At 52.2% G+C, this 4,526-nt stretch carries 5 protein-coding genes; all 5 read right to left on the bottom strand.

The genetic code is table 11. The annotated features are described in order from the left end of the window. Positions 1-670, bottom strand: a 670-nt coding sequence (locus OEJ36_RS30330; RefSeq protein ID WP_263404645.1) for a hypothetical protein, incomplete at its 3' end; no start/stop codon positions are given. A gap of 3 nt (positions 671-673) precedes the next feature. Further along, positions 674-1,171, bottom strand: a complete 498-nt coding sequence (locus OEJ36_RS30325; RefSeq protein WP_263404644.1) for a DUF5625 family protein — start codon at positions 1,169-1,171, stop codon at positions 674-676. A 151-nt stretch (positions 1,172-1,322) separates the two neighbouring features. Continuing rightward, complete coding sequence (locus OEJ36_RS30320) at positions 1,323-1,760, bottom strand: tetratricopeptide repeat protein (RefSeq protein WP_263404643.1); 438 nt, start codon at positions 1,758-1,760, stop codon at positions 1,323-1,325. Between the two features lie 321 nt (positions 1,761-2,081). Next, entirely contained in the window at positions 2,082-2,822 is a 741-nt protein-coding gene (locus OEJ36_RS30315) for a helix-turn-helix transcriptional regulator (protein ID WP_263404642.1), read from the bottom strand. A 222-nt stretch (positions 2,823-3,044) separates the two neighbouring features. Next, the coding region (locus OEJ36_RS30310) for a calcium-binding protein (RefSeq protein WP_317891613.1) at positions 3,045-4,526 on the bottom strand (1,482 nt) is incomplete at its 5' end.

Genomic DNA, 4,526 nt, shown 5'->3' with positions numbered 1-4,526 from the left:
CGAAGTCGAAGGTGATGCCGGCGTTGGCGCCGACGGTTTCGATGCCATCGCCGTCCAGGTCAAGGCTGAGAGGGTCGCGGCGTTCGATGAAAGAGTTGGCAGCGTCGAAGCTCGAGTTCACTACGGGATTAATAGTGCAGCTTGTACCACTGTCCCAAAATGCAATGCGGTCGCTATTTTCTTTTAGGTTCTTCTCAAGCCAATTTTGGAGTGACGAGACATTATTCTCTGGATATAAATTTCCCTCATCATTGCTCAGGTCAATTCCAGCAATACTCATTGATGCGTAGGTAAAATCTACGCAGCTATTGGTGAGGATATTGTATTCTTTATCGTTAAAATTGTATGAGGATGGGGTCTCGCCAAATGATTTTAGTTTGTTGTACTGCTCCTCCGTTATAGAGATGGTTATTGACTGTACGCCTTTGCCATAAGCAACGTTGTCAATGGTGCTTATTTTTCCATTGTTTTCCTGCCAGGGGTACAATCCGTGAGAGTTGTTATTGGATTGGAAGCCATAGCTTAGTGTGTTTCCGTCCTTGTCTTGTATGGTGTACCACATATGCCCCGCTCTAGATGGTACGGTGTCTCCTTTTTTATGGTCTTTGGTGTCTTCTTGATATGTGTATGGCGTATCAGTAGGGGCGATGTTGTAAGTTACTGTATGCATTTGTTATACCTTTGGATCAAGGTAGGATATAAGAATGAAGGTCCTGTATTTTTCAAGAATTTTGTTTGGGGAAAATTTTTCAATTTTAATTGAGTAATTTCCGTTTTTTAGTTGTGGTAGGGCGTCCAGTACCCTTAGTTTTACTCTTAAGTCTTGTTCTCCTAGCTTTGTATAAATTGATCCGGATGAGCCGCTTTTTATGTATGTTTTTTCGATAAAATCTTTTCCGCTGCTTTTAATTGTGATTGTTACATTTGTCTGTATGCTTCCTTCTCCTAGTCCATTTAAGCCGGTAATGTCTCTTGAGAAGTCCTCTGCCTTAGTAGGGTTGCCCTCGCAGTCGCATGAAAATACAAGGGCTAATGTATAGCTGGCTGATTCTTCTATTTTGAAAGTTGATTCTGTACTTTCTGCATTAATGGGGATGAGAATTGAGTCTTTTTCATTGGAGCAGCCATATGTCGTGATGACTATCAGCAGGGTTATAAGCAGTTTTTTCATTGCCCTTCCTTTGCTTGGGGGTGCGCTTTGCTAAGTGTGAATGGCGTGGGTGTCTTTATATGGTTGTTATGCTCAGGTCTGCTTTGGTTGTATTGCGCTATTGCTAGGTTGTTAATCAATAGTTATTGGATTTTCTTATAGTGCGGGTCAGCTAGTTTTTGGCCGGCTCGCTAATAACGCGCGCTCGTCCATCTTTAATGGCATTTAATAGCGCTTTTGCGTGCTGATCGTTCGCGTTGTGTTGCAGGTAGACCTGAAGGTTCTCCTTGGCCTTGTTTGTATCGCCCATGGCAAAGTAGGTCATGGCCAAGGTGAAGTAGGCCGGCGGGTAGTCTTCTCGTGTGGCTTTTTCCAGATAGGGCAGGCTTCGTGAGCTTTGCCCTGTTTCTGCCAAGAAAAGACCATACTGATAGTTTGTGTACAGGTCATCCGGTGTGATGGCCAACAGTTTCAGGTAAAGCGTTTCCGCTTTCTTCCCGCTGTCAGGCATATCTAGGTTGTGACCCATTCGATGCAGCAGGGCGGCTCTTGAAAGGAGCTGTCTGTCCGGGTGCGATTGCAGGCCTTGGTCGAAAAGACGTGCCAGCACAGCGATTTCTTTTCTCGCTTGATCGGCGTCGGCTTTGGACTCAAAACTGGGGGGTAACTCCCTGCGAAGTCGTGTAGGTCGTCGATGATATGATCGATATCGCGAAAATTGAGTGTGTAGCGACCGCCCTCAGTACTGGGAAGCACGATCTGCTGCATATCGTGCTGCGGATAATCGGCCGCTTGCGTTGTCAAGCTAACCAAGATTGAAAGGACACCTGTCCGTATGAGCGTTTTCATCGCCTGTCCTTAGGGTTTTGAGAGCTTGCAGTCTCACTGACGATTACACCCGGGACAATGGATCAACTGATCCAAAAATGGCCTAGAGCAGCCTCAATTCATAAGCCTTTGCCAGTGCTTCCGCTCGTGTCGATGCACCCAGTTTGGTGAGGATCGAATGCACTTGGTTACGAATGGTCGATACGCTTCGGCTAAGCAGGGCTGCGATTTCCGGGTTGCTCTTTCCAGCCGCCAGCCAGCGAAGAACGACGTGTTCCTTGGGGGAGAGGAGTTGGGCGTTGCTAAATACATTGCTGTTTCGGCTTGCTAGCAGGCGTACCAATATCTGGTGAAGGTGGGGAGTGATCAGCTCCATAAGGAACCCGTGATGGGCTGTTAACTGGCCGGGTACCCTCGCCAGGCTGATGTAGCTGCCTTTTCTCCCGTCGAGGTCAACCAGGCCGTGGGCAACGAAATTGTCGAAGTCGAACCGTTCCATTTCAGAACGCTCCAGTTCGGAAAGCTGATGGTCATTGAGGCCGCGGGCAATGAGCTGCGGTTTCCGCTCCATGTACCAGCGAGCGAGCAGGGCCCGGTCAGGGATGCTGACGATCTCATGTACCTTTTCGAAGAGCTCCGTGGGGTAGTCCACCGCTACGGCCATTTCCAGCACCGCCTTCCCGTTCACGAACGCCCCCACGCAGGCCAGCGTCATCCCGTGAGGTAGCAGCGGCCGCAGGCATTCACGAACGAAGCTCTGGAAGCCCTCCACGGAGTCCACCTGCTGTGAGGCCATCACCAGCTTCAAGTAAAGGATCTGTTCCTGTTCTGTCAGTTTGTCCATTTTTGCCTCTTGCTGATGAATGTGCTGCGCACGAGTTGTATGCAATACGTTCACCGCTTCCCAAGCACTCGCCCTGATGGGACGAGTCGCCAGCTGTCCGCGCAACCCGGTAAGCCGTGTAGTCCATCTATACCGAGCAAAGCGGAACCCCCGTGCTATCCAGGGCTCCACACAGCGAGCAGGAGCGCCAATTGGCGCTCCTGTCGTTATCGCTGATGCAGGTCAGGCCCAGTTCGCAGCGATCACCACCTCCAGTTGCGCCTTCTGCTCGGGCGTCAGGTTGGAGTTGCCGCCCGCAGGCGGCGCGAAGGCCGCCATGGCATCGACCAGGTTCTGCACCTGGCTGTCGAACAGGGTCTTGCCGTCGTCGGACTTGATGGTCTCTATGTGGTTCGAAGTGCTCGAGTACCAGTTGCTGATGGTGACCTTGTCGGCGGAGTCGCTCAGGGTGAGCTCCAGGTTACTGCCGTTGCGTTGGAGCCAGATGTCGTTTGCGGAGATGTCCTGGCCGAAGAGGAGGGTGTCGTTGCCGGATATCTCGATGATGGTGTCCCGGCCGTCGCCGACATTGAACAGGTAGGTATCGTCTCCAGCTCCACCACTGAGGACGTCATCACCGGCGCCACCGGCTATCAGGTCTGCCTCTTGTGTGCCGAGCAGTTCATCGTTCCCGGTAGACCCGGTCAGGGCGCGGTTCTTGATTGCACCGATATCCCAGGTTGTGCCATCGGAGAATCTGACTTGCTGGAGAGGGTTGTAGAAGTTGGAGGGCGATTCTTCGCGGAAGAAGTCCTTGGCCGTGATCTGGTCCTGATCGTTCAGTTTGAAGATCAGGTCAGCCCCTGAGCGGGACAGGGTGATGTCCTCGGCCTGAACGCCAGATTTGAATACCAGGGTGTTGGCTTTGCCGGAGCGGTATTCGTAGTTGCTGGCGATGGTGTCCAGGCCATCACCCTTGCCGAATAGGTAGGTATCGTCTCCATTCCCGCCATCGAGGATGTCGTTGCCGATTCCTCCATCGAGGGTGTCGTTGCCGAGCATGCCGTAGAGGATGTCATCACCGGCGCCACCGGCTATCAGGTCTGCCTCTTGTGTGCCGAGCAGTTCATCGTTCCCGGTAGACCCGGTCAGGGCGCGGTTCTTGATTGCACCGATATCCCAGGTTGTGCCATCGGAGAATCTGACTTGCTGGAGAGGGTTGTAGAAGTTGGAGGGCGATTCTTCGCGGAAGAAGTCCTTGGCCGTGATCTGGTCCTGATCGTTCAGTTTGAAGATCAGGTCAGCCCCTGAGCGGGACAGGGTGATGTCCTCGGCCTGAACGCCAGATTTGAATACCAGGGTGTTGGCTTTGCCGGAGCGGTATTCGTAGTTGCTGGCGATGGTGTCCAGGCCATCACCCTTGCCGAATAGGTAGGTATCGTCTCCATTCCCGCCATCGAGGATGTCGTTGCCGATTCCTCCATCGAGGGTGTCGTTACCCGCCTCACCATAGAGCGAGTCGTTACCATCTTCACCGATGATGAGGTCATTTCCGGCACGACCGTACAGCGTGTCGTCGCCGGCTCCGCCCAGGATGGTTTCGACATCAACCGTGCCTATCAACACGTCATCGCTAGCTGACCCGGTATACAACCGTGCCTTGATTGCTTCGATATCCCAGGTTGTGCCATCGGAGAATCTGACTTGCTGGAGAGGGTTGTAGAA

Origin of the sequence: Pseudomonas sp. PDM13 (assembly GCF_025685765.1) — a bacterium.
In the GTDB taxonomy this organism is placed as follows: domain Bacteria; phylum Pseudomonadota; class Gammaproteobacteria; order Pseudomonadales; family Pseudomonadaceae; genus Metapseudomonas; species Metapseudomonas solani.
This window is presented reverse-complemented; position numbering and strand designations above follow the sequence as displayed.

Bases quoted from the DNA above. Each gene is read 5' to 3' on its own strand.
- OEJ36_RS30315 (WP_263404642.1), bottom strand. From the start codon at position 2,822: ATGGACAAACTGACAGAACAGGAACAGATCCTTTACTTGAAGCTGGTG.
- OEJ36_RS30325 (WP_263404644.1), bottom strand. From the start codon at position 1,171: ATGAAAAAACTGCTTATAACCCTGCTGATAGTCATCACGACATATGGC.